General features: G+C 62.3%; 25 protein-coding genes. 14 read left to right on the top strand and 11 right to left on the bottom strand.

Annotated features, from left to right (window positions below):
* Window positions 1–71 precede the first annotated feature (71 nt).
* The 3 genes from HX805_RS00230 to HX805_RS00220 all read left to right on the top strand — a co-directional run bounded on the left by HX805_RS00230 (window position 72) and on the right by HX805_RS00220 (window position 4,112).
* On the top strand, window positions 72–1,724 hold the full coding sequence (locus tag HX805_RS00230) for an acyl-CoA dehydrogenase family protein (RefSeq protein WP_177116497.1): 1,653 nt from the start codon (window positions 72–74) through the stop codon (window positions 1,722–1,724).
* 175 nt (window positions 1,725–1,899) lie between these two features.
* Window positions 1,900–3,399, top strand: a complete 1,500-nt coding sequence (gene amn, locus HX805_RS00225; RefSeq protein WP_172834544.1) for an AMP nucleosidase — start codon at window positions 1,900–1,902, stop codon at window positions 3,397–3,399.
* Between the two features lie 71 nt (window positions 3,400–3,470).
* A complete protein-coding gene (locus HX805_RS00220) occupies window positions 3,471–4,112 on the top strand; it encodes a pseudouridine synthase (RefSeq protein WP_003215483.1) in 642 nt (213 codons plus the stop codon).
* Here the strand turns inward: HX805_RS00220 and HX805_RS00215 are convergent.
* A complete protein-coding gene (locus tag HX805_RS00215) occupies window positions 4,107–4,316 on the bottom strand; it encodes a DUF2788 domain-containing protein (RefSeq protein WP_026077819.1) in 210 nt (69 codons plus the stop codon). The genes HX805_RS00220 and HX805_RS00215 overlap by 6 nt on opposite strands.
* Before the next feature lie 228 nt (window positions 4,317–4,544).
* Complete coding sequence (locus HX805_RS00210; protein WP_003194418.1) at window positions 4,545–5,024, bottom strand: Lrp/AsnC family transcriptional regulator; 480 nt, start codon at window positions 5,022–5,024, stop codon at window positions 4,545–4,547.
* A gap of 414 nt (window positions 5,025–5,438) precedes the next feature.
* On the opposite strand from HX805_RS00210, the gene HX805_RS00205 reads away from it, so the two are divergent.
* Window positions 5,439–6,566 (top strand): DUF6515 family protein, encoded by a 1,128-nt coding sequence (locus HX805_RS00205; RefSeq protein ID WP_102604764.1) that lies wholly within the window; start codon window positions 5,439–5,441, stop codon window positions 6,564–6,566.
* On the opposite strand, the gene HX805_RS00200 is transcribed toward HX805_RS00205, so the two are convergent.
* Window positions 6,563–7,456, bottom strand: coding sequence for a cation diffusion facilitator family transporter (locus HX805_RS00200; RefSeq protein ID WP_008436590.1), 894 nt, complete (start codon window positions 7,454–7,456; stop codon window positions 6,563–6,565). The two genes, HX805_RS00205 and HX805_RS00200, sit on opposite strands and share 4 nt — an antisense overlap.
* Window positions 7,457–7,471: 15 nt before the next feature.
* Window positions 7,472–7,891: a hypothetical protein gene (locus tag HX805_RS00195; protein ID WP_003215492.1), complete on the bottom strand. Its 420-nt coding sequence runs from the start codon at window positions 7,889–7,891 to the stop codon at window positions 7,472–7,474.
* Window positions 7,892–8,140: 249 nt separating this feature from the next.
* Between HX805_RS00195 and hrpB the strand changes: the two genes are divergently transcribed.
* Window positions 8,141–10,648 (top strand): ATP-dependent helicase HrpB, encoded by a 2,508-nt coding sequence (gene hrpB, locus HX805_RS00190; RefSeq protein WP_177116496.1) that lies wholly within the window; start codon window positions 8,141–8,143, stop codon window positions 10,646–10,648.
* A 138-nt stretch (window positions 10,649–10,786) separates the two neighbouring features.
* Here hrpB and HX805_RS00185 read toward each other — a convergent pair whose 3' ends face one another.
* Both HX805_RS00185 and HX805_RS00180 read right to left on the bottom strand, forming a co-directional pair.
* A complete protein-coding gene (locus tag HX805_RS00185) occupies window positions 10,787–11,875 on the bottom strand; it encodes an endonuclease/exonuclease/phosphatase family protein (protein WP_177021499.1) in 1,089 nt (362 codons plus the stop codon).
* 40 nt (window positions 11,876–11,915) lie between these two features.
* Window positions 11,916–12,575 (bottom strand): YciC family protein, encoded by a 660-nt coding sequence (locus HX805_RS00180; RefSeq protein WP_003215498.1) that lies wholly within the window; start codon window positions 12,573–12,575, stop codon window positions 11,916–11,918.
* 179 nt (window positions 12,576–12,754) lie between these two features.
* Here HX805_RS00180 and HX805_RS00175 point away from each other — a divergent pair, with 179 nt between their 5' ends.
* The 3 genes from HX805_RS00175 to HX805_RS00165 all read left to right on the top strand — a co-directional run bounded on the left by HX805_RS00175 (window position 12,755) and on the right by HX805_RS00165 (window position 14,767).
* A complete protein-coding gene (locus HX805_RS00175) occupies window positions 12,755–13,525 on the top strand; it encodes a DUF2076 domain-containing protein (RefSeq protein WP_008436594.1) in 771 nt (256 codons plus the stop codon).
* 129 nt (window positions 13,526–13,654) lie between these two features.
* On the top strand, window positions 13,655–14,131 hold the full coding sequence (locus tag HX805_RS00170; protein WP_003215502.1) for an NYN domain-containing protein: 477 nt from the start codon (window positions 13,655–13,657) through the stop codon (window positions 14,129–14,131).
* Between the two features lie 24 nt (window positions 14,132–14,155).
* Entirely contained in the window at window positions 14,156–14,767 is a 612-nt protein-coding gene (locus HX805_RS00165; protein WP_003215504.1) for a PolC-type DNA polymerase III, read from the top strand.
* A gap of 409 nt (window positions 14,768–15,176) precedes the next feature.
* Here the strand turns inward: HX805_RS00165 and HX805_RS00160 are convergent, their stop codons facing one another.
* Window positions 15,177–15,638 carry an Lrp/AsnC family transcriptional regulator gene (locus HX805_RS00160; protein WP_003215506.1) on the bottom strand — a complete coding sequence of 154 codons (462 nt, stop codon included), beginning with the start codon at window positions 15,636–15,638 and terminating at the stop codon, window positions 15,177–15,179.
* Window positions 15,639–15,798: 160 nt separating this feature from the next.
* On the opposite strand from HX805_RS00160, the gene yedA reads away from it, so the two are divergent.
* The 3 genes from yedA (at window position 15,799) to HX805_RS00145 (ending at window position 18,804) form a co-directional block, all read left to right on the top strand.
* On the top strand, window positions 15,799–16,695 hold the full coding sequence (yedA, locus tag HX805_RS00155; RefSeq protein WP_008436601.1) for a drug/metabolite exporter YedA: 897 nt from the start codon (window positions 15,799–15,801) through the stop codon (window positions 16,693–16,695).
* Window positions 16,696–16,743: 48 nt separating this feature from the next.
* Window positions 16,744–18,081: a DEAD/DEAH box helicase gene (locus tag HX805_RS00150; protein ID WP_003215511.1), complete on the top strand. Its 1,338-nt coding sequence runs from the start codon at window positions 16,744–16,746 to the stop codon at window positions 18,079–18,081.
* A 195-nt stretch (window positions 18,082–18,276) separates the two neighbouring features.
* Entirely contained in the window at window positions 18,277–18,804 is a 528-nt protein-coding gene (locus HX805_RS00145; protein ID WP_238544249.1) for a hypothetical protein, read from the top strand.
* Window positions 18,805–18,847: 43 nt separating this feature from the next.
* On the opposite strand, the gene HX805_RS00140 is transcribed toward HX805_RS00145, so the two are convergent.
* Both HX805_RS00140 and HX805_RS00135 read right to left on the bottom strand, forming a co-directional pair.
* The gene (locus HX805_RS00140) at window positions 18,848–20,092 is read right to left on the bottom strand and encodes a TIGR03862 family flavoprotein (protein WP_177116495.1); all 1,245 of its coding nucleotides are present in this window, start codon (window positions 20,090–20,092) and stop codon (window positions 18,848–18,850) included.
* 172 nt (window positions 20,093–20,264) lie between these two features.
* A complete protein-coding gene (locus HX805_RS00135; protein WP_177116494.1) occupies window positions 20,265–21,185 on the bottom strand; it encodes a histone deacetylase in 921 nt (306 codons plus the stop codon).
* A 76-nt stretch (window positions 21,186–21,261) separates the two neighbouring features.
* On the opposite strand from HX805_RS00135, the gene HX805_RS00130 reads away from it, so the two are divergent.
* Genes HX805_RS00130 through HX805_RS00120 form a run of 3 tightly spaced genes read left to right on the top strand, consistent with a single transcriptional unit; the run spans window position 21,262 to window position 23,326 of the window.
* Window positions 21,262–21,831, top strand: coding sequence for a GNAT family N-acetyltransferase (locus HX805_RS00130; RefSeq protein WP_134327353.1), 570 nt, complete (start codon window positions 21,262–21,264; stop codon window positions 21,829–21,831).
* 41 nt (window positions 21,832–21,872) lie between these two features.
* Complete coding sequence (gene tesB / locus HX805_RS00125) at window positions 21,873–22,742, top strand: acyl-CoA thioesterase II (RefSeq protein WP_010174840.1); 870 nt, start codon at window positions 21,873–21,875, stop codon at window positions 22,740–22,742.
* Window positions 22,739–23,326, top strand: coding sequence for an HAD family hydrolase (locus HX805_RS00120; RefSeq protein ID WP_087693557.1), 588 nt, complete (start codon window positions 22,739–22,741; stop codon window positions 23,324–23,326). Before tesB ends, HX805_RS00120 begins: the two co-directional genes overlap by 4 nt.
* Before the next feature lie 134 nt (window positions 23,327–23,460).
* On the opposite strand, the gene HX805_RS00115 is transcribed toward HX805_RS00120, so the two are convergent.
* Both HX805_RS00115 and HX805_RS00110 read right to left on the bottom strand, forming a co-directional pair.
* Window positions 23,461–24,438, bottom strand: coding sequence for a hypothetical protein (locus HX805_RS00115; RefSeq protein ID WP_003215523.1), 978 nt, complete (start codon window positions 24,436–24,438; stop codon window positions 23,461–23,463).
* Window positions 24,439–25,329 (bottom strand): neutral zinc metallopeptidase, encoded by an 891-nt coding sequence (locus HX805_RS00110; protein ID WP_003215526.1) that lies wholly within the window; start codon window positions 25,327–25,329, stop codon window positions 24,439–24,441.
* Between the last annotated feature and the right edge of the window lie 78 nt (window positions 25,330–25,407).

Here is a 25,407-nt window from a genome sequence, read left to right as displayed (position 1 = left end):
TTAACCCGGGTGACGGTGCTTAACTGAAATTCAGGCCTCAATGAACGTGGCCTTTTTTCAGGAGGCCCGTCATGCACCTGCACCAGTTCGCCGAAACCCACGACGTCACCAACCAGCCACCGTCCCTGGACGGCACCAACCTGTACCGTATCGACTTGCCGCTGCAAGACTGGTCCCGGCGCTTCGGCGCCGGCTGGGCCGAGCAGCGCATCGACATCTATGGTGCGCTGGCGGGCGGGCCGCTGATGGAAGCCGGGTTCCTGGCCAACCAGAACAAACCGGTGTTCAACAGCCATGACCGGTTTGGCCATCGCATCGACCTGGTGGAGTTTCATCCGGCCTACCACGAGCTGATGCGCACCGCCGTCGAACACGGCCTGCCGTCGTTGCCGTGGGCCCATCCGCAATCCGGCGCCCATGTGGCCCGCGCGGCGATGACCTACCTGCACAGCCAGGCCGAAGCCGGCACCGGCTGCCCGCTGACCATGACGTTCGCCTGCGTCCCGGCCCTGCGCCTGCAGCCAGACCTGGCTGAAACCTGGCTGCCGAAAATCCTCGCCACCGAATACGACCCGCGCAACGTCGGCATCGCCCACAAGGCCGGCGCCACCATCGGCATGGCCATGACCGAGAAACAGGGTGGCACCGACGTGCGCGCCAACACCACCCGCGCTTACCCGGTGGGCGCTGGCGGCCCGGGCCAGGCGTATGAGCTGGTGGGGCACAAGTGGTTCTGCTCCGCGCCGATGTGCGATGGCTTCCTCACCCTGGCCCAGACCGACAAGGGCCTGACCTGTTTCCTGCTGCCCCGGCACCGCCCGGATGACACCCGCAACGAGTTCTACATCCAGCGCCTGAAAAACAAGCTCGGCAACTGCTCCAACGCTTCCAGCGAAGTGGAGTTTCGTGGCGCGCTGGCCTGGATGATCGGCGAAGAAGGGCGCGGCGTACCGACCATCATCGAGATGGTGGCGATGACCCGCTTCGATTGCATGGTCGGCTCCAGCGCCCTGATGCGCCAGGCGCTGACCCAGGCCAGCCATCATTGCGCTCACCGCCTGGTAGGTGGCCGGGTGCTCAGCGAGCAACCGTTGATGCAGAACGTACTGGCCGACCTGGCCCTGGAAAGCGAGGCGTCCCTGGCCTTGAGCATGCGCATGGGGCGCGCGCTGGACCATCTGGATAACGAACAGGAGGCCAAATTCGCCCGGCTGGTGACGGCGGTGGGCAAGTACTGGATCTGCAAGCGCGCGCCCGCGATGATCAACGAAGCCGCCGAGTGCATGGGCGGTGCGGGGTATGTCGAGGACAGTATCCTGCCGCGCTTGTACCGTGAGGCGCCGGTCAACTCGACGTGGGAAGGTTCCGGCAATGTGCAGTGCCTGGATGTGCTGCGGGCCCTGTCCAAAGAACCGGGCGTATTGGAGGCGCTGTTTGTCGAGCTGGGGGATGGTCATGGCCACAAGCACCTGGCGCGGCATATCGAGCAGTTGAAGTCGGCGTTCATGGACACCCAGGACATCCAATACCGTGCCCGGCAATTGACCGAGGACATTGCGGTGGCGTTGCAGGCCAAGCTGCTGCTGGAGGCGGGCAATGCCAGTGTGAGTGATGGCTTTATCGCCAGCCGACTGGGCGAGTCGTCGGGCCGGGTCTATGGCACCTTGCCGCGCGGTGTGGATGTGGAGGCCATCGTCGCCCGGTCGACACCTCAAATCCTCTGAATGAATGCGGGCAAAAATGTGGGAGCGGGCTTGCTCGCGAAGGCGGTGGATCAGCCAATACATGTGCTGACTGACCTAGCGCTTTCGCGAGCAAGTCGAATCGTCGCACCGCCGCTCCCACATTATTGATCGCATTCCAATTCCGGTGTTCCAGTGCGCCAGGGATACAGGCAAGATGAAGGCCTGCAAGTCAGAACACAGGATGCTTACCGTGACCGAAGCTTTTGTTGTCGTTCAAACCGCCGAAGAAGCCGTGGATCGGCTGGCGGCTCTCCATGAGCGTGCTACCGGCGCGCTCAATCAAGCCCTCAAGCGCTACCTCAAAGACCGCGTCGAACCCGACGCTGAACAACGTGCGATGTTTCGCTACCCGGAACTGCGCCTGACCTACCTGGTGCAGGGCGAAGTCCCACAGACCACCCGGGCGTATGCCAAGGTTCAGTTGCCGGGGACCTACAGCGTCACCGTCACCCATCCGTCGGCCTTCCGCAAATACCTGCTGGAGCAACTGGTGCCGTTGATGCACGACTTCACCGTGACGGTGGAAGTGGGCGTCAGCCAGCAGAACATTCCCTACCCGTACGTGGTGGAGCAGGGTGACGAACTGGCCGGCTCCGGTGTAACTGCCGCCACGCTGGCGCGGGTGTTCCCGAGTACCGACCTGTCTGCCGCCACCGATGGCATCGCCGACGGCCTATACGACTGGGAAAACACCGACCCGCTGCCATTGGCGTTGTTCGATGCCGCCCGCGTCGACTTCTCCCTGCGCCGGCTGGTGCACTACACCGGCAGCGACTGGCGCCATGTGCAGCCGTGGATTTTGCTGACCAACTACCACCGCTACGTTGACCAGTTCATCGTGCATGGCCTGGAACAGTTGCGCAGCGACCCGCGCTTTATCCGCATGGTGCTGCCGGGCAATGTGATCATCGACAAGAGCATGGACCACGGCGAAGCGTCTGCCATTGCTGCCGGCGTGGTCTGGCACCGCTACCAGATGCCGGCCTACCACTTGCAGGCCAGCGACGGCCATGGTGTGACCCTGGTGAACATCGGCGTCGGCCCGTCCAATGCCAAGAACATCACCGACCACCTCGCCGTATTGCGTCCGCATTGCTGGCTGATGATTGGTCACTGCGGCGGGCTGCGCCAATCCCAGACCATCGGTGACTATGTGCTGGCTCACGCCTACATGCGTCGCGACGGGATTCTCGACCGGGTAGTGCCGCCGAACATTCCGATCCCGGCCCTGGCCGAAGTGCAGATGGCCTTGCAGCAAGCCGCGGCCAACGTCACCGGCGAGAAAGGCGAAGAGCTGAAAAAACGCCTGCGCACCGGCACCGTGCTGACCTACGACGACCGCAACTGGGAGCTGCGCTGGGCCCAGGAGCGTCCGCTGATCAACCTGTCCCGCGCCGTGGCCGTGGATATGGAAAGCGGCACCATCGCCGCCCAGGGCTACCGCCTGCGGGTGCCGTACGGCACGTTGCTGTGTGTGTCGGATAAACCGCTGCACAGCGAGATCAAGCTGCCGGGATCGGCCAACGCGTTCTATGAGCGTGCGGTCAGCCAGCACTTGAAGATCGGCATCGAGGCGGTGGATCTGTTGCGCACCGAACTCAACTCGCTGCACTCGCGCAAACTGCGCAGCTTCGACGAGCCGCCGTTCCGCTAAACGGTTGGGATGGTTATTTAACGGTCAGGCCACTAGCATTGTCGGTCCTGACCGTTAGATGTTCCTTTGCCATGTCCCGTCCTGCCCGTCCTGTTTCCCGCCGCCCCGGTGTGAAAAGTCCGCAAACCTCGTCAGCCCCGCGTCGTGTCGCCAAGGCGCCACCGGCCGATCCCAAGTTGATCCTGTTCAATAAACCCTTCGATGTGCTGACCCAGTTCAGCGATGAAGGCGGGCGGGCGACCCTCAAGGATTTCATCGACATCCCCGGCATTTACCCGGCCGGGCGCCTGGACCGTGACAGTGAAGGCCTGTTGCTGCTGACCAACGACGGCCAATTGCAGGCGCGCATCGCGGACCCCAAGCACAAGCTGGCGAAAACCTATTGGGTGCAGGTGGAAGGCGAACCGACCGAGGAACAGCTGCAACGCCTGCGCGACGGTGTGGAGCTCAACGACGGCATGACCCTGCCCGCCGAAGCCCGGCAACTGGACGAGCCACAACTATGGCCACGTAACCCGCCGGTGCGGTTTCGCAAAAGCGTGCCGACCCATTGGCTGGAGTTGGTGATTCGTGAAGGGCGTAACCGCCAGGTGCGGCGCATGACGGCCGCCGTAGGCTTGCCGACGTTGCGTCTGGTGCGGGTGCGGATTGGTGACTGGTCAATCGACGGCCTGGACCAAGGCCAATGGAAAGAAGTGCCGGCGCGCTTATAAGGCGCCGGACTCGATCAGGCCGATCACCACGCTCTTGATGATGAACGCGGCAACGCCCAGGCCCAGCACGAAGAACAGGATCATCGAGCCAAAGCGCCCGGCCTTGGATTTCTTCGCCAGGTCCCAGACGATAAAGCCCATGAAAATGATCAGGATGCTGACCAGGCCGGTCATCATCCATTCTTCAAACACGGCGGGATCAATCGAGTTCATCGGGTCGTTTCCGGCTGGGGCAGGGCGCCGATTATACGCCAGGGCAATCGGCGCGACATTGACCTGCGTCGGTCTGCCGCAGACTTACCACCCTGCGGGAACACAGTCAAAATGTGGGAGCGGGCTTGCTCGCGAATGCGGTGGATCAGTCAGCACATTCGGTGCCTGGCACACCGCATTCGCGAGCAAGCCCGCTCCCACATTTGTTCCGCGCTGGTCTTAAGTGCGCAGGTGGGTCAGCGGCAGCTCGGTGCTGTTGAGCACCTGGTTCAGCACAAAGCTTGAACGCACGCTGGTGACGCCTTCGATGCGGGTCAGGTGGCCCAGCAGCAGCTTCTGGTAGTGATCCATGTCTGGCACCACCACTTTCAGCTGATAGTCGGCGTCCATCCCGGTCACCAGGCTGCATTCCAGCACTTGCGGCAAGGTGCGGATGGCCGCTTCGAAGTTCTCGAAACGTTCGGGGGTGTGTCGGTCCATGCCGATCAGCACGTAGGCCGTGAGACTCAGGCCGAGCATCTTGCGGTCGAGCAAGGCGACCTGGCGGGCGATGTAGCCGTCGTCTTCGAGTTGCTTGACCCGGCGTGAGCACGGCGAAGGCGACAGGCCGATGCGCTCGGCCAACTCCTGGTTGGAGATCCTCGCGTCGCGCTGCAATTCCGCCAAAATACTCAGGTCGTATCGGTCAAGTTTGCTCATGGGGCTGGCCTTTGTCGTAACTATTGCGGTGAATTATCTATCCAGGGTTAAAAATTGCGCAAGCACTGTTTATTGACGCAATCTTCGCAATCATCTGCCCGAGGCCGAGGCGTAGAGTTATCAACAGAATCACTGCCCGGACATACAGTCCACTGCAGCCCGCCAATAAGGCCGGCTGCGGCCGCCAACCCCACAGGGTTGCCCCGGCCCCCGGGCTGCACACTGTCCACAAGACGGCGTGAGGTGAGCCAACGTCAAAAGCGTTGAGCCAGGACGAAGTTCTCAAGGGGCGACCGACGGGTCGCCCCTTTTTATTGCCTGCGAAAATACTTCTCGTGACTGATAACCTCTCGCAGAACCGGGCCCCGGTTTACCAGTCTTACGTGTAGGCCCTAATCCGCAGTGAGGAATAGCATGAAGCGCATCTGGCGTTTGGCAGGTGTTGGTTTGCTGATGATGAGCGTTGGTGCGCAAGTGATGGCCGACGACCCGCCACGCCAGGAAGGCGGTGGTCAGCATGAAAGAGGCCCGGAAGGGCATCCAGGCAATAATCAGCCTCGGCCGCAGAACAACCAACCGCGACCACAAAATAATCAACCGCGTCCTGAAGCCCCTCGGCCCGAGAACAATCAGCCGCGTCCGCAGAATCAGCATTTCGAAAACAATCAGCCACGGCCGCAGAACCAGAATGTCGAGCGCCCGAATGGGGGTGGCCAGTGGCAAGGTCGTCCACAAGGCAACCAGCAGCAACCGCCGCACCCGGCGCCGCAGCCGGCCAATAACCTGCCGATCCAGGGTCGCCCGGATACCGTGCGCCAGACCCAGGAACCGCGTCAGGGCAATTACCAGGACATCCCGCGTCGCAACGACGGCAACCAGCATTGGCAGGCCGGCAATGGCGGCCAGGGTGGCCCGGGCCGGCCCGGCTTCAACGGGGGTAACGGCGGTGGCAATAACCACCCCAACGATCACCGCTGGCCAGGTCGCCCCGACGGGCACGGCAATGGCTGGGGGCCCGGCCCGCAATACCGTCCGGGTTATATCGTCGATCGCTTCCCCGACCGCAATTACCGCGTGCCGTATCGCGGCCAGGACTACTTCTTCTCGGGTGGCTACTGGTATCGCCCACAAGGCCCGCGCTATGTCGTCGTGACGCCGCCTTACGGGATTCGCGTGCAATACCTGCCCGACTACGCGCGGGAAGTGTGGGTGGGCAGTGCGCTGTTCTTCCTCGCCGCCGGTGCCTATTACACCTACGAAGAAAGCAGCCAGCAGTACGTTGTGGTGCAGCCGCCACCCGCCGCGCCAGCGCCGCAACCCGTGCCCCAGGGCAATGGTTATGACGTGGTGGCTTACCCGGCCAACGGCCAGTCACCGGCGCAGGTCCAGCAGGACGGTTACGACTGCTATCGCTGGGCGGTGCAGCAAAGTGGCTTTGACCCAAGGACCGTCACCTACGCCCCCGACCCGGCCGTGGTGCAAACCTACCGCCAGGCCCAGGGCAACTGCCTGAGCAGTCGCGGGTATCAGGTGCAGTACTAGGCCTTCGCGCCCTTGACCACTTCCTGCGGGTCGGCGTGCACCAGCACTTCGGCTCGCGGGTAGGCTTTGTGGATGGCATCGGCGGCTTGATCGCTGATGCCGTGGGCCACGGACAAACTCAATTCCCCCGGTAACTCCAGGTGCAACTGCACGAACCAGTGGCTGCCGGAAATCCGCGTGCGCAGGTCATGGGCACCCAATACACCGGGCACGCTGCACGCCAGTTCCAGCATGTGCTGGCTGACATCCGGCGGCAGTTCCTCGTCCATCAGCACCGAAAAACTTTCCCGGGCGATCTGGATGGCGCTCCACAAAATGTAGGCCGCGATGCCCAGCCCGAACCAGGCGTCCACCTGATGAAAACCAAACGCCGCCAGCACCAGCGCCACCAGGATGCTGCCGTTGAGCATCATGTCTGAGCGATAGTGCAGCGAGTCGGCGCGGATGGCGTTGGAGCCGGTTTCGCGGATCACCCGGTATTGCAGGATCAGCAGCGCCGCCGTCAACGCCAGGGACAGAACGATCACGCCAATACTCAGCCATGGCGCGCCCACAGGTTCCGGATGCTGCAAACGCTGGAACGCCTGGAAGGCGATCAACACCGCACTGCCGGCGATGAACAACGCCTGGGCCATGCCCGACAGGGATTCCGCCTTGCCGTGGCCATACCGGTGATCGTCATCGGCCGGGCGCAACGCGTAGTGCACGGCCAGCAAGTTGAGCAACGAGGTAACGCCGTCGAGCAGCGAGTCGGTCAACCCGGCGAGCATGCTCACCGAGCCGCTGAGCCACCAGGCGATGGCCTTGGTCACAATCAGCACACAGGCCACGCCGACGGAAGCGCGGGTGGCCAGGCGCAACAGCCGGGCGTGTTCGGGACTGGTGGTCATGGGGCGGGTCAGTCCTTAAGCGGCGGGTTGCAGGCCCAGGGTGGCGAGTTGTTGCACGCTGCCCTTGAACTGGATCATGCGCGGGTCGTCCAGCGGCAGATTGCGCCCGGTTTCTTTCTGGATGATGGTTTGCAGCTTGGCGTTATCGACCTTGCCGTCGGCGCCGATGGCTTGCTGGAGTTTTTCCGGAGCTACCTGGGCGGTTTTGCCCGGCTCGAAGTAGATCGCGCCGGTGGCGAAGTCGACACCAAAGGCGATCAGGCCCGGGATCACGTAGAACAGCAGGCCGACCGCATCGAGCACGGCAATTGCCGGGTCGATCTTGCCGTCGATCTGGCCCCGGCGGTCGGGGTAGAAAATCGAGCCGCAGGCCGTCAACTGGCTCAGCAGGGTGACGGCCAGAACACCGCCGATGACACGGGAAGCAACACGCATGGGACTCTCCTTGAACATAATGAAAGTGACTATAAGCCAGTCTACAAGGCGACGATGATCAAATGTGGGAGCTGGCTTGCCTGCGATGGCGGTGGTCCAGTGTCAGGTGTGTTGGCTGAACACCGCTATCGCAGGCAAGCCCGCTCCCACCGTTGACCGCATTCCAGTCAGTACGGGGCCGTGTCGTTGAGACCACCACCGACACCCGGCAGTTCGCCGTTATACTCGCCGCTCTGCTTTGGAGCCAGTATGAATTCGTTGCCAATCGATGATGTTTTACCTGCCCTGCGTGACGCCCTGGCGACGCGCCATGAAGCCGTGCTCGAAGCACCGCCCGGCGCCGGTAAAACCACACGGGTGCCATTGGCGCTGTTGAATGAACCCTGGCTGGCCGGGCAAACCATCCTGATGCTCGAGCCCCGCCGCCTGGCCGCCCGTGCAGCGGCAGAAAGGCTGGCCAGCGAGTTGGGAGAAAAGGTCGGCGAAACCGTCGGCTACCGCATTCGCCTGGACAGTAAGGTCGGCCCCAACACCCGTATTGAAGTAGTCACCGAAGGCATCCTCACCCGTCGCCTGCAGGATGACCCGGCACTCGACGGCGTGGGTTTGTTGATCTTCGACGAGTTCCACGAACGCAGCCTGGACGCCGATCTGGCGCTGGCCCTTAGTCTCAATGGTCGAGACCTGTTTCGCGACGAGCAGCCACTGAAGATCCTGCTGATGTCCGCCACCCTGGAAGGCGAGCGCCTGGCCGGGTTGCTGGACGACGCGCCGATCCTGCGCAGCGAAGGGCGCATGTACCCGGTGCAGATGCGCTGGGGCCGGCCATTCCAGCCCGGCGAATTTATCGAGCCACGGTTGGTGCAGACCATCCTTGAAGCCCTGCATGATGAAGCCGGCAGCGTGCTGGTGTTCCTGCCGGGGCAGGCCGAGATTCGTCGGGTTAATCAGCAATTGGCTGACGCGCTGGGCGATAACCCCGATGTGCTGCTATGCCCGCTGCACGGCGAACTGGACCTGGCCGCCCAGCGCGCCGCCATCGACCCGGCGCCCGCCGGCAAGCGCAAAGTGGTGCTGGCCACCAACATTGCCGAGACCAGCCTGACCATCAACGGCGTGCGCGTGGTGATCGACGCCGGGTTGGCGCGGGTCCCGCGTTTCGACCCGGGCAGCGGCATGACCCGTCTCGAAACCCAGCGCATCTCCCGCGCCAGCGCCACCCAGCGTGCCGGCCGGGCAGGGCGACTGGAGTCGGGGGTGTGTTATCGGTTGTGGTCCGAGGACCAGCATGAAGGGCTGGCGGCGTATTCCAGCGCGGAAATTCTCTCGGCGGATCTTTCCGGTTTGGCCCTGCAATTGGGTCGCTGGGGCGTGGCGCCTACTCAGTTGGTATGGCTCGACGTTCCGCCCACCGCGGCTTATGCACAGGCCCAGGATTTGCTCGAGCGCCTCGGAGCGTTGAGCGATACCAAGCTGACCGCCCACGGCCAGAAAATGGCCGGGTTGCCGGCGCACCCGCGAATCGCTCATTTGCTGCTGCGTGGTCAGGATCTGGGCCTGGCGAGCATGGCCTGTGACGTGGCGGCACTGTTGGGTGAGCGCGATATCCTGCGTGGTGCCGGTGCGGATTTGCACAGCCGCCTGGCCCTGTTATCCGGTGAAGAAAAGGCCCGTGGCACCCAGGGCGGCGTGCAGCGTGCCCGGCAACTGGCGCGGCAATACCGTGGCTATTTAAGAGGCAAGGCAGAGCAGCCGGTGGCTGATCCCGATCATCCGCGCTGGCTCGGCGCGTTGCTGGCGCTGGCCTACCCGGACCGCGTCGCCCAGCAACGGCGGGCGGGCGGTGCCGAATACCGCCTCGCCAACGGCCGTGCCGCGTTGTTCGCCGAAGCCGACAGCCTGATGAAGCAACCCTGGCTGGTGATCGCCGATCTGGGCAGCCGCCAGGGCCAGCGTGAAGAACGGATTTACCTCGCGGCGGATTTTGATCCGGCGCTGTTCGACTCGGTGTTGGCCGAGCAGGTGCGTAATGTCGACCAGCTTGACTGGGATGAGCGCGAGGGCGTGCTGCGGGCCGAACGCCAGCGCAAGGTCGGCGAACTGGTGCTCAGCCGCGAACCGCTGACCGGCCTCGACGAGTCCGCCCGCAGCCAGGCGCTGGTCAACCTGGTGCGGCGCAAAGGTCTGGAACTGCTGCCCTGGACCCCGGAGCTGCGCCAATGGCAGGCGCGGGTGATGCTGCTGCGTGGTCTGGATAGCGGCAAGGCCAGTGAATGGCCGGATGTCAGCGACAGCGCCTTGCTTGCCAGCCTGGAACACTGGTTGATGCCGTACCTGGGCAAGGTGTCGCGCCTGAGCCATTTTTCCACTCTGGATATTTCCAGCTTCCTGCATAACCTGCTGCCGTGGCCGTTGCCGGCGCGGTTGGACGAGCTGGCGCCGCACCATCTGAAGGTGCCGTCGGGCTCGTCGGTGCGGCTGGACTACAGCGAGCAGCCGCCGATTCTGGCGGTGCGCTTGCAGGAATTGTTCGGGCTGGCGGACACCCCACGGATTGCCGGCGGGCGGCAGGTGGTCAAGCTGCACCTGTTATCGCCGGCCAGACGGCCCGTGCAGGTGACGCAGGACCTGGCGAACTTCTGGCGCAGTACTTACGCCGAGGTGAAGAAGGATTTGAAGGGGCGGTATCCGAAGCATTACTGGCCGGATGATCCGTTGATTGCTGAACCGACTGCCCGGATCAAGCCGAGAAAGTAAGTACATCGCAGATCTAATGTGGGAGCTGGCTTGCCTGCGATGGCATCACCTCGGTCTGTCGGATAGACCGAGGTGCCTGCATCGCGGGCAAGCCCGACTCCCACACAAGCCAGCTCCCACACTGTTTCGCCGCGTGGCTTACTGCGCGGCGGGCAACAGGAACCGCGCAATCACCGGCAAATGATTGGAGATACGCACCGTATCGCTCTGGCGCACCTTGCTCTCAACCTTCTTGATGCGCGAGCTGTGGAACAGGTAATCCAGCGTACGATCCGGCCCCTCTACGGTTGGGTCATTCGGGAAATACGTCAGCCACTGGTCCCGGTCAATCCCGCTGGATTGGCTGTTGCTCGGGATCATCGGGTACTTTTCCCACAGCAGGTGCAGCTCACTGTCCGGCGAGTATTGCCCGCGCTTGCCGGGGTCCAGGCGCAGGAATTGCCCGAGCGGCAGCAGGTTGAAATCCCCACCCATCAGCCATGGCGTGCCACGGCTCTCGAATTTATCCACCAGCTTGACGGTCGCCTGCACCTGTTCCAGCACGGCGTTGTGCCCGGGGGCCGCGCCGTCCAGGCGAGTATTGAGCACGGCCAACTGGCCGCCATCGCTCAACGGCAGGTAGGTCAGCAATAACGCGGGCTTGGGCTGGAACTGACGGCTGATCAGGTTGGCGCGTGCCACCGGCAATTGCAGGCGCTCGGCGTGTTCGATCTGGTAGCGGCTCATGGTCACCAGCTTGCGGCCGACGCTGCCGAAGATATGCAGGTCGGGCACGAAGTCGGCTTTCCAGTCGAAGGCCTGGGCGCTGCACGGGTAGAGGTCGGCCAGGCGCTCCTGGAGCAAGGCCAGTTGGTCCTGGTAGCTGGAAGGCTTGGCGCCTTCGTCGACTTCCTGCAACAGCAGGATGTCGGGCTGCTCGTCGCGGATCACCCGCGCCACTTCGTCGAGGCTTGAAGCCATGTCTTCAACGGTCGGGCGGTCGTCCGGGCCGCTGCCGTCCGGGGTGTCGTACCAGAACACGTAGTTCTTGCCCGCCAGGTACTGCACGTTCCAGGTCATGACCTTTAGCGCCTGCCCAGGCAGCAGGGTCGGCGCACGGGGCGCGACGCAGCGGATGGGCAGGGTTTCCTTGTCGGCAGGGCGCCAGGTCAGGCTGTAGATCAAGCCGGTCAGCAGGGCCGCGAGGATCAGCAGGCCCACCAAGGTAATGCGCAGTAGTCGGGTCATCGGCTCGGCTTATGGCGTTGCAGGACAGGCCCGGAGCATATCACCGCGCGTCGGCGTCGCCACCAATCAACATGAACAGGCGGAACAACACCACGCTGGTGAACAGTTGCAGGAAGCTTTGTGCGCTGTCGATCAGCAGGCCCAGCAGCGGGTTCGGGTCCGGATAGACGGCCACGCTGGCGCCCTTGAGCAACCACAGCGGGGTCATCACGCACAGCAGGCACACCAGGATCCGCCAGAAATGCCCACGGGTCAGGCGCAGGCTTTCCTTCATGGCCGACAGCGCCGACATGCCCCGCAGCACCAGCAGGTATTCAGCGAAAGCCAGCACCACCATCAGCCACAGGCCGGGCAGGAAATACAGCGACAGGCCCAGCAGGATCAGCAGCGTGCTGATTGCCGTCAGCAGGGCAAAGCGCGGCCACAGGGTCAGGGCCATGGCCAGCACATCCAGGGTGCGCGGCGATTCACCCCGGGTGCGGGCGTCGAGGAACAGGATCAGTGCGCCGGTGTACAGCGGGTACACCAGCAGCCCGATCACCACGCTGTAACCGGGAAACGCATCTGGGCCGAGCGTGTGGTCGAGCACCTGTTGCAGCAGGGCTTCGAGGATCACCAGTGGCAGGCACAACTGCACGATGGCGCCCAGGTTGCGCTTGAAAAAGAAGAAGGAGTCGCGCAATACGTCTAACGGATTCATCAGGGTCTTCACAGGCCGAAAAGCAAGGGCGTTACTTTAACCGATCATGAGCAGATGCAAGCAAACGTAAACCTTGCGTAAAGACCATTGAAACAATCAGCAACAGCCCCATAACTGGGTTGTACCTTGCACATCGTGCGCAAGGCGAAGATTTCTACCGGCAATCTAACGAGGTCGCCATGAACAGCGAAGAACAAACCCTGATCGACGGACTGTTTTCACGGTTGCAGCAAGCCGAAACGGACTCAGCCCCCCGCGACGCCCAGGCTGAAGCGCGGATCAAGGAACACGTCACTCGCCAACCGGCCGCTGCGTACTACATGACCCAGTCGATTCTGGTGCAAGAGCACGCGATCAAGAGCCTCGATGCGCAGAACAAGCAGCAGGCCCAGCAGATCCAGGAGTTGCAGGACCAACTGCAACAGGCCAGGTCCCAGGCGGCGCAGCCTGCACCGAGCAGTGGCGGTTTCCTGTCGAGCATTTTCGGCGGCGGTTCCCGTGACCCGCAGCCGACCCAGAGCGCACCTGCGTCGTCGGGCGGTGGCTGGCGTGAACCAGCGCGTCCGTCGTTTGGCGGGCAACCTGCGCCGCAGCAGAACTACGGTGCTCCCCAGCAGAACTATCAGCAGCCCCAACAGGCACCCGCAGCGCCGATTGGCAGCGGTTTCCTCGGCGGCGCCCTGAAAACCGCAGCTGGCGTGGCCGGTGGTGTGATGCTGGCAGAAGGCATCAGCAGCCTGTTCAGCCACAACTCGCAACAACCGCAAGTGGTTGAAGAGATCATCCGCGAAGAGCCGGCCCCGGCCAGCGACAATGGCAACTGGGGCAACGACGACCAGAAATATGCCGGCAACGACAGCTGGGGCAGCGACAACGCCTCCGACAGCTTCGCCGACAACGACTATTCCGACGACTCCTCCTCCTTTGGCGACGACGACTCCTTCGTCTGACCCACACTCAACCGGGGCGCTTCGTCGCCCCGGGCTGATTTTTCTCGGAAACTCCCTTGTGGCTGGCATACTGGCAACCTTTCCGGGCCCTTGAGTCCGGGGTCCATGCGCGTGTCATGAGGATTTGCGGTGAAAAAGATAGCCGTGTTCGCCGATGTACAAAACCTCTACTACACCGTGCGCCAGGCGTACGGCTGTCACTTCAACTACGCCGCCCTGTGGGCTGATATCAGCCAGCGCGGGCAGATTGTCGAGGCGTATGCCTATGCCATCGACCGTGGCGACAGCAAACAGCAGCAGTTCCAGCAGATCCTGCGCAACCTGGGTTTTACCGTGAAGCTCAAGCCCTACATCCAGCGCAGCGACGGCTCGGCCAAGGGCGACTGGGACGTGGGCATCACCATCGACATCATGGACGCCGCCGCCCATGTCGACGAAGTGGTGCTGGCCTCCGGCGACGGTGATTTCGACATGCTGCTGGACCGCATCATCAGCAAGCACGGCGTCGAAGCCGTGGCCTACGGCGTGCCGGGGCTGACGGCCAACTCATTGATACGCGCCGCCAGCCGCTACGTGCCGATTGAAGGCGCGTTGCTGCTTAAATAGATTTTTGACGGAGTTGGAACAGGTTTGGAACGTATAGCGGTCATCGACTTTGAAACCACCGGCATCCAGCCGAGCAGCAGCTGCCGGGCCACGGAAATCGCCGTGGTCATCCTGGAGCAGGGCCAGATCGTGGACCGCTACCAGAGCCTGATGAACGCTGGTGTGCGTGTGCCGGGGTTTATCGAGCAACTGACCGGCATCAGCAACGCCATGCTGCGCACCGCACCGTCGGCGGAGCGGGTGATGAACGAGGTGAACGAGTTTGTCGGCACCACGCCGCTGCTGGCCCACAACGCCGCGTTTGACCAGAAGTTCTGGGATTTCGAGCTGGGGTTGATCCGGCGTACGCGTTTGCAGAAATTTGCCTGTTCGTTGCTGCTGGCGCGACGCTTGATGCCGGCGGCGCCGAACCACAAGCTGGGTACCCTGACCTCGTTTGCCCAACTGCCCCACACCGGCAAGGCCCACCGGGCGATGGCGGACGCGGAGATGGCGGCGAACCTTACCGCGCATCTGGCCGAGGAACTGCGTCGCACCCACGGGTTGCGGGAGTTGTCACACGAATTGCTGTGCAGCTTGCAGAAGGTTCCGGCGGCGAAGATCAATGATCATCTGAAGAAGCATCGCGGGTTCTAAGTCGCTTGAGCAGAACTCCATCTTCAACATGACGAAGATCCAAATGTGGGAGCGGGCTTGCTCGCGAATACGGAGTATCAGCAAACACATGCGCTGACTGACACACCGCATTCGCGAGCAAGCCCGCTCCCACATTAGTTTTGCGGTGTTATCGAGGCTGTAAGCAGTCCAGCGACCGATCCACCACCACCTTCGAATCAGTGAAGCTACTGACGTCATCGCAGGCAAGCCAGCTCCCACAGTTGAGCGAGGGTGTTTCAGGCAACTCGGTCAACTATGGCGAACGTTCCCACGCTCCGCGTGGGAATGCCGCCCTGGACGCTCTGCGTCCGCTCTTCAAGTTGTGACGCAGAGCGTCACCGGATGCGTTCCCACGCAGAGCGTGGGAACGAGCTGCAGAGCGGCGTGTTCAGTTGCCACTCTTCCCATTCCCTTCCAGCTGCCCCAACGGCACCCGCCGCTCTATCGCGCTCGACAAGATGATCGAGGTCTTGCTGAACCCGAATTTCGCCACCCGATTGATCAGGTTCTCCAGCTCCGGCATCGAGCCCACCGCCGCCTGCATGATCACGCATGGATCGCCCGTCACCCGATGGCATTCAGTCAACTCGGGAATTTCCGACAGCGCGTCGTAAACCTTCTGGCTCCCATGATTGGTCAACCGCAACTCAATCACGCACTGGATCGGCAACCCCACCTTCGACAGGTCGACCTTGGCCTGATACCCGGTAATCACACCACTGGCTTCCAGTTTCGCCACCCGCTCAGCCACGGCGGGCGCAGACAGGTTCACGGTGCGCGCCAGTTGCGCGTAGGACGCGCGGCCGTCTTCCAGCAGGGCGCTGAGAAGCATACGGTCGTATTTGTCCATGATAAGGCTCCGGGAATGCATAGCTTTCGAAAGCACGGTTTATAGCCTTGATAACCATGTTTTGAAAAGTGTACTGGCGCTTTAAACAGGTTTTGTAACTTATGTTTACGGCCGGGGATTTCTAAAATAACGCTCCCTTGTCCTGCCACAGAGCTGCCCAATGCCTGGCCCACGTCGCTTTCCCTTACCGTTGATCGCCGCCTTTTTTGCGTTGTACGTGATCTGGGGGTCTACCTACCTGGTGATTCGCATTGGTGTGGAGTACTGGCCGCCGCTGTTGCTGGCGGGGATTCGCTTTATGACGGCGGGCGCGCTGATGTATGCCTTCCTGCGCTGGCGTGGGGCCCCGGCGCCGACCTGGGTGCAGTGGAAGGCTGCCGCGAAGATCGGCATTTTGCTGCTGACCTTCGGCAACGGTGCGGTCAGTGTGGCCGAACATACGGGCGTGGCTTCCGGCGTGGCCGCGTTGGCGGTGGCGACGGTGCCGTTGTTCACCTTGCTCTGTGGTTATTTCTGGGGCGCGCGTAATACCCGTCTGGAATGGGCCGGGGTGGTGCTGGGGATTATCGGTATCGCCATGCTCAATATGGGCTCCAACCTGCAATCGAGCCCCACCGGTGCGGCCTTGCTGATTTTTGCGGCGGCGGCCTGGGCCTTTGGTTCGGTGTGGAGCAAGCATTTGCCGCTGCCTCAAGGCGCGATGGCCAGTGCGGCGGAGATGCTGATCGCAGGTTTCGTGCTGCTGTTGCTCAGTGCCGTCAGCGGCGAACACCTCCAAGCCATGCCGCCGCTGGAAGGCTGGCTGGCCCTGGCGTACTTGACCGTGTTCGGCTCGATCATCGCCTTCAATGCCTATATGTACCTGCTCAAGCACGTACGCCCGGCGGCGGCTACCAGCTATGCCTACGTCAACCCGGCGGTGGCGGTGTTGCTCGGGATTGTGTTTGTCGGTGAGACCATCGGCACGGAGGAAGCCCTGGCGATGTTGGTGATTATCAGCGCGGTGCTGCTGATCAGCCTGCCACAGTGGCGAAAGCCAAAACCGGAAATAAGGTAAACTGCCGCGCATTGCGACCTTGCGCTGACTTTTTCCTACGGTATTTCCATGACTTTCGCCACACTTGGCCTGATCGAACCCTTGCTGCGCGCCCTTGAGACGCTTGGCTACCAGACCCCGACGCCGGTGCAGGCGCAAGCCATTCCGGCGGTGCTGGCAGGCCGTGACCTGATGGCTGCGGCCCAGACCGGCACCGGCAAGACCGCCGGTTTCGCCGTGCCGCTGCTGCAACTGCTGACCATGGAAGGGCCGAAAGTCAGCGCCAACTCGGTGCGCGCGCTGATCCTGTGCCCGACCCGCGAACTGGCCGAGCAGGTTCATGCGAGCGTCGCCGAGTACGCCCAAAACGTGCCGCTGACCACTTACGCCGTGTACGGCGGCGTGAGCATCAACCCGCAGATGATGAAGCTGCGCAAAGGCGTTGATGTGCTGGTCGCCACCCCTGGCCGCCTGATCGACCTGTTCCGCCAGAACGCGCTGAAGCTCAACCAGCTGCAAACCCTTGTGCTGGATGAAGCCGACCGCATGCTCGACCTGGGCTTCTCCGAAGAACTGGCGAACATCTACCGCATGCTGCCGAAAAAGCGCCAGACCTTGCTGTTCTCCGCAACCTTCTCCGACGAGATCCGCCAGTTGGCCGGGCAGATGCTCAACGACCCGCTGACCGTCGAAGTCAGCCCGCGCAACGTCGCCGCCAACACCGTCAAGCAATGGGTGGTGCCGGTGGACAAGAAGCGCAAGGCGGAACTGTTTGTGCACCTGATGCGCAAGGGCCGCTGGAAGCAGGTGCTGGTGTTCGCCAAGACCCGTAACGGTGTGGACGCGCTGGTGGAAAAACTCCAGGGCCTGGGCATCAATGCCGACGGGATTCACGGCGACAAGCCACAAGCCACGCGCCAGCGTGCGCTGGATCGCTTCAAGAGCAGCGACGTGCAGATCCTGGTGGCCACCGACGTGGCGGCCCGTGGCCTGGATATCGAAGACTTGCCGCTGGTGGTCAACTTTGACCTGCCGATCGTGGCCGAGGACTACATCCACCGCATCGGCCGTACCGGTCGTGCGGGCAACACCGGTGAGGCGATTTCCCTGGTGTGCGCCGATGAAGTGAACATGCTGTCGGCCATCGAGATGCTGACCCGTCAGACGTTGACCCGGAAGATGGAGCAGGACTTCGAACCGGAGCACCGTGTGCCTGATACCGATGCCACTGGTCAGGTGGTGAAGAAGCCGAAAAAGCCGAAGAAACCCAAGGCTTCGGGCGGCGGTGGTGGCAAGCGCAACCTGGGCAAGTGGGTGGACAGCGGGGAGGCGACGCCGGTCGAGCCTTCGATCAAGCCAGTGCGTAAGGTGCCCGTGTTTAACACCGGGCCGCGGAAAAAGAAGTAGGGCTTGTTGGTTATCAAGTAAACGCATAGTGACTATCGTGAGCGGAGCAATTCCGCTCGCGTCAAGTTGTGCCTCGTCATCCTTGATGAGTTATTGCTTGTGATTTGGATATTTTTTGTAATTGTCGCCGTGTTTAAGTGCTGGAACTTAAAATGCTTCATTTCCACTGAGGTTGAGTCAGAAACTGATTTCTGAATGACGAACTTAGATGGAGATGTAGATATGGCTGTGTTTTTAGTACCTTTTGTTTTGCCGGTCCTGGCGGCGGCGGGCATTATCGGCGGCGTTGTTGTAGACGGCGAAATCAAGAAAGGCAAGGCCGCTGACGAGAAAGCTTTCAAGCAGGTAGAGTTGCGTGTGGCCGAATTAAGGTCCCGGGTTGAAGATCATGCGGCGCGCGGCGAGTATGGGCAGGCAATCCATTCGTTCAGAGAGTTGATGTCGTTGTATGAGGCTAATTATTCGATCAGTCCTGAGATAAGGGCGCCATTGGATAAGTATCTACAGGATATGCTTTATACCAGTCAGGAAGAGGGCCAGAAACTCAGCTACGCCTTCAAGCAGGAATGGAACGATTTGAAACACGGCGATCCTTCCAGACTCTTCAGTGCGTATTCAGGTTATATAGAAAATCTGAAAATTTTACTGCCTGAAGAGGATGCTTTCCTGCAGAAGCAAGTAACAGCTTTTAAACGTGCCTATCCCGATCTAACAGCCAGTTGAGTCAGAGGTAACTTTGCTGCCGGGCGGTGATGGGGTGAGTGGGTCATGCCGGGGTGGCCGGCCTCAACCACTCAAGAACACCGCGCCCTGCCGCCTGCCCGCTGGCAAAACACCCCGTCAGCAAATACCCGCCCGTCGGCGCTTCCCAGTCCAGCATCTCGCCTGCGCAAAAAACGCCCGGCAATTGCTTGATCATCAAGCGTTCATCCAGCGCCTCAAACGGCACGCCGCCTGCGGTACTGATGGCTTCATCCATTGGCCGGGTTTTCACCAGCGTCAGCGGCAGCGCCTTGATATCCACCGCCAGCTGCGCCGGATCATTGAAGTGCTCCGCCGGTGCCAGTTCGCGCAAAAGCGCCGCCTTCACCCCATCCAGTCCCAACTGACTGTGCAAATGCTTGCTCATCGAGCGTGAGCCGCGCGGCTTGCTCAGCGCTGCGATCACCTTGTCCAGTGGCTTACTCGGCAACAGGTCAATGTGCACCGTGGCCGATCCATCCCGGTTGATCGCCTCACGAATCGGTGCCGACAACGCATAGATCAGGCTGCCTTCGATGCCCGTGGCGGTGACCACACATTCCCCCAGCCGTGGCTTGTCGTCTGCCAGGCCAATGGCGACGTTTTTCAGCGGTGCCCCGGCGAATTTGCTGACCATCAACTCGCTCCAGGCCGACACCTCGAAGCCACAGTTGCTCGGTTGCAACGCCGCGTAAGGCACGCCTTTGTCTTCCAGCAACTTCAGCCACGCCCCATCCGAGCCCAAGCGCGACCAACTGCCGCCGCCCAAGGCCAGCAACACCGCATCACCGCGTACGCTTTTGTCGCCCTCGGGGCTGTGGATAAGCAGGCTGCCGTCGGCATTCCAGCCCAGCCAGCGATGGCGGGTGTGGATAACTACGCCGTGGTCGCGCAGGCGCTTGAGCCAGGCCCGCAGCAGCGGGGCGGCTTTCATGTCAGTAGGAAACACCCGGCCGGAGCTGCCGATAAAGGTTTCAATCCCCAGCCCGTGTATCCATTCGCACAACGCATCGGCACCGAACTGGCGCAGCAACGGCGCCATGCACGGCGCCCGTTCGGCATAGCGCGCCAGAAACGCCGGGTACGGTTCGGAATGGGTGATGTTCATGCCCCCCACGCCCGCCAGCAGGAACTTGCGGCCTACCGAGGGCATACCGTCGTACAGGTCGACCCGGATCCCGGCCTGGCTCAACACTTCGGCGGCCATCAGCCCGGCCGGGCCGCCGCCGATGATGATGACGTGTTGAGATGGGGTTTGAGTCTGGGGCATGGGGATAACTGCGGTTCGGCAAAGTAGGCCGAGCATTCTACCCGAGGATGCTCATGCTGCCTGATCAAAAAACATACAGCCTTCTGCAGGCCAGGCGGCTTATGGCCTGCAGGGGCTTTCACTCAGGTTATCCACAGGCAGTTCCACAGCGATTGTGGGTAACGCGCATAACTCAATGACAGCCTGATGACGTCCAGACGCGCTGCGCGCTGTGGTGCAGGATCCCGTGGCGACGGGCCAGGGCAGGGCGGTCTTTGCTGTAGCCGCCGCCGATCACCCCGACCACCGGAATATCGCGGCCCAGGCAGTGGCGCATCACGCTTTCATCGCGGGCGGCGACGCCTTGGTCTGTCAGCTTGAGGTAGCCGAGGGCGTCGTCCTTGTGTACATCCACGCCGGCGTCATACAGCACCAGGTCGGGCTGATACAGCGGCAGCAGGTAGTTGAGGGCATCGTCGACCACCTTGAGGTAGTCCGCGTCGCCCATGCCCATGGGCAGCGGGATGTCCCAGTCGCTTTGCGCCTTGCGCGCGGGGAAGTTCTTTTCGCAGTGCAGGGACACGGTGATTGCATCCGGGGTGTCGTGGAGGATGCGTGCGGTGCCGTCGCCCTGGTGCACGTCGCAGTCGAAGATCAGCACCCGGCTGACCCGCCCGCTGGCCAGCAGGTAATGGCTGATCACGGCCAGGTCATTGAAGATGCAGAAACCCGCCGGGTAATCGTAGTGGGCGTGGTGGGTGCCGCCGGCCAGGTGGCAGGCCAGGCCGTGTTCCAGGGCCTGCTCGGCGGCCAGCAACGAACCGCCCACCGCGCGCACGGTGCGCCGGGCCAGGGCTTCGCTCCAAGGCAGGCCAAGGCGCCGTTGGTCTTCGCGCGACAACTCGCCGCTCATGTAGCGTTCGATATACCCAGGTTCATGGGCCAGGGCCAGAATCTCGGCGGGGCAGAGTTCCGGGCGCAGCAGTTGGCTGTCCCGTGTCAGGCCGCTCTCCACCAGATGGTCACGCAACAGGCGGAATTTATCCATGGGGAAGCGGTGGTCTGCCGGGAACTCGGGGCTGTAGTCGTCGTGGTAGATCAATGGCAAGGGCATGGCGATTTCTGACGGGAACCAGCGACGGATCTTAACAGCGCGTTACACTCACGCACATGGCAAGGGAGGGGGACCAATGGAGCCGATACTGCAATTGGAAAGCGCACGCCTGGTGCTGCGCCAATGGAGCGATGCCGACTTGCCGGAGTTTGCGCGCATGTGCGCCGACCCGCAGGTGATGCGGTATTTCCCGGCCACCTTGAGCCGCCTGGAAAGTGCCGCGCTGATCGGGCGTATTCGCGGCCATTTTGCCGAGTACGGTTTTGGCCTGTGGGCGTTGCAGCGCAAGGACAGCGGCGAATTCATCGGCCTCACCGGCTTGCTGAATGTGAGCTTCGAGGCCCCGTTCACTCCGGCGGTGGAGATCGGCTGGCGCCTGGCCAGGGAACACTGGGGCCTGGGTTACGCCAGCGAAGCCGCCTGGACTGCCCTGCGCTGTGGTTTCGACCGGCTGAAGCTGGACGAAATCGTTTCGTTTACCACTGAAGCCAATCTGCCATCACAAAAAGTCATGCAGGCCATCGGTATGCATTACGATCCCCTGTCAGATTTTGAACACCCCAAGGTCGCAGCCGATGACCCCTTGCGGCATCATGTGTTGTATCGCATCACCCGCGCCCAATGGTTGGACACGCTGCACGGATAAGCAGCCCGGAATGCCCAATAGATTGTTGTAGGAGATGCTCTATGAGCCAAGTGTTGGAAGATCTGGTGGACCTGCTGACCCTGGAACCGATCGAGGAAAACCTCTTTCGCGGCCGCAGCCAGGACCTGGGCTTTCGCCAGCTGTTCGGCGGCCAGGTGCTCGGCCAGTCGCTGTCGGCGGCCAGCCAGACCGTTGAAGAGACGCGGCATGTGCATTCGTTGCACGGTTACTTCCTGCGCCCCGGCGATGCGGCGTTGCCGGTGGTGTATTCGGTTGACCGGGTGCGCGATGGCGGCAGTTTCAGCACGCGCCGGGTGACGGCGATCCAGAAGGGCAACCCGATCTTCACCTGCAGCGCTTCGTTCCAGTATGACGAAGAAGGCTTCGAGCACCAGACCACCATGCCCGTGGTGGTCGGCCCGGAGAACCTGCCGTCGGAGCTGGAACTGACCCAGCAGCGCGCGCACCTGATTCCCGAGCACATGCGCGAAAAGCTGCTGTGCCCCAAGCCAATCGAAGTAAGGCCGGTGACCGAGAAAGACCCGTACAACCCGCAGCCGTCCGACCCGGTCAAATACGTGTGGTTTCGTGCGGACGGCGCCCTGGCCGACTCGCCGGCGCTGCACAAATACCTGCTGGCCTACGCTTCGGACTTCGGCCTGCTGACCACCTCGCTGCTGCCCCACGGCAAGACCGTGTGGCAGAAAGACATGCAAGTCGCCAGCCTCGACCACGCGCTGTGGTTCCACGCCGACCTGCGTGCCGATGACTGGTTGCTCTACGCCATGGACAGCCCATGGGCCGGCAATTCCCGTGGGTTCTCCCGGGGCAGCGTGTACAACCGCGCCGGGCAACTGGTGGCATCGGTTACCCAGGAAGGCTTGATTCGTCATCGCAAGGATTGGGCATGAGCCTCAGTGATGTGAAGCACTGGGTGTTCGACATGGATGGCACCCTGACGGTGGCCGTGCATGATTTTGCGGCGATCCGCGTGGCCCTGGATATTCCGGCGACTGACGACATTCTTACGCACCTGGCGGCGTTGCCCGCCGATGAAGCAGCGGCCAAGCATGCGTGGTTGCTTGCGCATGAGCGTGAGCTGGCGCTGGGTTCGGTAGCCGCTACCGGTGCCGTGGAGTTGGTGCGGGAATTGGCCGGGCGGGGTTATCGCCTGGGCATCCTGACGCGCAATGCGCGGGAGCTGGCCCATGTGACATTGCAGGCGATCGGCCTGGAGGACTGCTTTGCAGCCGAGGATGTGTTGGGGCGTGATGATGCGCCGCCCAAGCCTGACCCGGGTGGTTTGTTGAAGCTGGCGCGAGCGTGGGAAGTGGCGCCGCAAGAGATGGTGATGGTCGGTGATTACCGGTTTGATCTGGATTGCGGGCGGGCGGCGGGGACGAAGACTGTGCTGGTCAATCTGCCGGAAAACCCGTGGCCGGAGCTGGCGGATTGGCATGCTGAAGATTGCGCGGTATTGCGCCGGATGATTTAGTCCGGTCGATGAAAATCCAATGTGGGAGCGGGCTTGCTCGCGAATGCGGTGTGTCAGTCAATACATAGGCTGACTGATCCACCGCATTCGCGAGCAAGCCCGCTCCCACATTTTTGATCCGGTTTCTTCAGTGGTTATTGGAACAGTACTTTCTGCCCTTCAGGCGACGTAAACATCTTGTCCCCGTTATGCCCAACCCCCGGCACTTCCACCAGCTTGTGGCCCAGCTGCGGGTGCCGCTGCTTGAGGTAGTCAAAATAATTGTGCCCGCGAATCAAGCGATACGCGCCCTGGGTTTCAGCGCCGCAGCTCTTGTCCAGCGCCGGGTGATTCGGGTCGGTATCCTGCTGGCCCAGCAAGTAAGTGACATTACGCGAAACGTAAGCCTGCTCCAGCTGCTCGGCACTTTGCCCCTTGGCGTAGGCCGGCAGGTTTTGCATGCCGTACTTCCAGTCGTTGAAGCCCGGGCAACTGGCAACATCGAATTTCACCGGACGCTGTGGGCTGAAGTACGCGTAGGACGACGGGTTGGCCACCACATAACGCAGGCTGATGCCCTCGGTTTGCAGCAGCGGGTGATCATGCCCGGTCAGCGCAAAACGCTGCACCACCTGGCCGCCACCGGAATGGCCGGCCACCACGATTTCCTTCAGGTTCGGGAACAGCTTGCGGTTGCCCAGGTGCTTGATGATCTGGTCCAGCGCGCCGTAGGAGCTGATCTGGCCCGGGCCTGTGGACGGCTCGCCGGCCATCCAGTCGTTACTGTTCCAGCGCAGGGTCTGGCTGTCGATCTGGTTGCGCTTGAGGTCGGTCTGGTTGAGGAACTGTGGCGCAATCACCAGGGTATTGGCGTTTTGTCCTGCGGCTTCGGCCGCTTTTTCGCCGCTGTCCAGGTAGGTCATCGCGTTGCGCAGGCGACCATGCACGATGATCAGCGCGCGGGTAACTTGAGGCAGCGGCTGGCGCCAGTCCTGGCTCAAGCCGACGCTCAGGTCGCCGGCATCCAGGTGAAAACGATCGGGACTGACCACCTTGACGCCATGTTCGGCAGCCCAGGTGGAGGAGGAACAGGTGATCAACAAACCTAACAGCAGACCCAGTCGTTTATTCATTTAAAGGCTCTTGGCGGTAAAGGTGTCGCATTGAGTGATCTGGCCCTGGGCGAAGCCGGTCTTGAACCAGCGAACCCGCTGTGCCGAGGTGCCGTGGGTAAACGAGTCAGGCACCACGCGGCCCTGGCCCTGTTGCTGCAAGCGGTCATCGCCAATCGCGTTGGCCGCATTCAGTGCTTCTTCAATGTCGCCGGGCTCCAGCCAGTTCAGGCGCTTTTGCGCGCGGTTGGCCCACACCCCGGCGAAGCAGTCGGCTTGCAGCTCCTGGCGCACCAGCAGGCCGCCGTCGCCTTGCATCTGCCGGCCTTGCTGGCGGGCTGCCTGAATCTTCGCCGAGATGCCCAGCAGCGTCTGCACGTGATGTCCGACTTCATGAGCGATCACGTAGGCCTGGGCGAAGTCGCCGGCGGCCTTGAAGCGCTGGGACATTTCCCGGAAGAAATCCAGGTCCAGGTATACCTGTTGGTCTGCCGGGCAATAGAACGGCCCGCTGGCGGACGTGGCGCCACCGCAGGCGGAGTTCACCCGGCCGCGGAACAGGATCAGTTTGGGGTTCTTGTAGGTCAGGCCGTTTTCCTGGAACACCTGGGCCCAGGTGTCTTCGGTGTCGCCGAGGACGGCGCGCACGAAGTCGGCTTGTTCATCATTGGCCGGCGGCGCCTGGCGGGTTTGCGGGCTGACGGAGGGCGCTTGCTCGGTGAGCTGGCCGCTGAGTTGCCCGAGGATCTGCATCGGGTCCTGGCCGGTCAGCCAGCCGATGCCGACGATCAGCACGATGGCCGTCAGGCTCAGGCCCTTGCCGCCCCCAAAACGCATGCCACCGCCACCGCCGCCGCTGTCATCGCGGGCGTCTACCACGTTGTCGCTGCGTCGGCCTTTTTTCCATAGCATGTGGCAATCCTCTTTGTGAACCTGCAGCTCAGTGTTGTTGGTGTGTAGGGTTGGCGCCAGTCCGGCTGTCTGACGATG

The sequence above is a fragment of the Pseudomonas sp. G5001 genome, from assembly GCF_013385475.1.
GTDB lineage: Bacteria > Pseudomonadota > Gammaproteobacteria > Pseudomonadales > Pseudomonadaceae > Aquipseudomonas.
Note: the sequence above shows the minus strand (reverse complement) of the source record. Positions and strands in the feature narration are given on the sequence as shown.